The sequence below is a fragment of the Photorhabdus kleinii genome (assembly GCF_025384885.1).
Classification (GTDB): Bacteria; Pseudomonadota; Gammaproteobacteria; order Enterobacterales; family Enterobacteriaceae; genus Photorhabdus; species Photorhabdus kayaii.
In genome coordinates, this window is record NZ_JAJAFY010000150.1 from 1 (window position 1) to 859 (window position 859).

The window sequence follows — 859 nt, forward strand, 5'->3', positions numbered from 1 at the left end:
AGAGAGCTTCACGCGCCTTACGCCCACCTCGTTGTTTAACCTGAACGGTTCTTTTATCTGCGGGCTGCAAAGATTCACTGAACAGATAAAGTTTATCTGAGCTTTGTTCAATGCAACGGCTTTGCATTGAACGCACAATAAAACGCGGCTGATGCGTGATTTTATAGGTCAGATAGTCAATAATGTCTGCCTCGCGATCACAAACTGAAATGACCTTATTCATATCACTGCCAAGACGAGTTTCTGTTGCCTGAGAGGCGCGTTCCCACTTATAACTTTCCTTGTCTTTATACGGCCGGGAAGCCCGTTGCGCTTTCTTGCCATAATGACTCAGCTCTCTCGTCCAGCGCGTTTGTTCAATCAGGCCAATGACCTGTTCTTCTCTGGGGGCAAAAAGCAAAACGGAATGGGCATGCAGGCCGGTGGCACTTTTTCGTGATGCGGTATACCCCATTTCATCCCGAACCGTCTGATGAGTGAACTCCAGTGAGGTTGTATCTTCCAATGCCAGCAAACAGTCATAGGACTTAGCTTGTTCAGCCGTTGCTGCAAATCCGGCCTCTGCAATGGCCGTTGCGTCAATGGCCCGGTTACGCGTAAATCGATAAGCGGCTTCAATATCCGCAGGTGTTTTGAGTGATTGCACAATAGATTGCCCGATATGGTTGGCTAAAGAGGCGGTGAATTTGATAAGACGCTGGGTTCGTCGGCTATCACCCAAATTTGCGCGAGAAAAAGTCTCATAAGCCCATTGTTCTGCGTGAGTTTGGAACATTTTACCGTACCTCAATGAAATAGTTATTACTAAGATCAGCAAAATAGAAAAAGATTCAAAAAAATCCCCCGATTTTTTATCAGG

General features: G+C 46.3%; 1 protein-coding gene. It reads right to left on the minus strand.

All coding sequences use genetic code 11. The features are described 5' to 3' along the window. The coding region (locus tag LG003_RS23100; protein ID WP_262981774.1) for an IS4 family transposase at window positions 1-775 on the minus strand (775 nt) is incomplete at its 3' end. Window positions 776-859 lie beyond the last annotated feature (84 nt).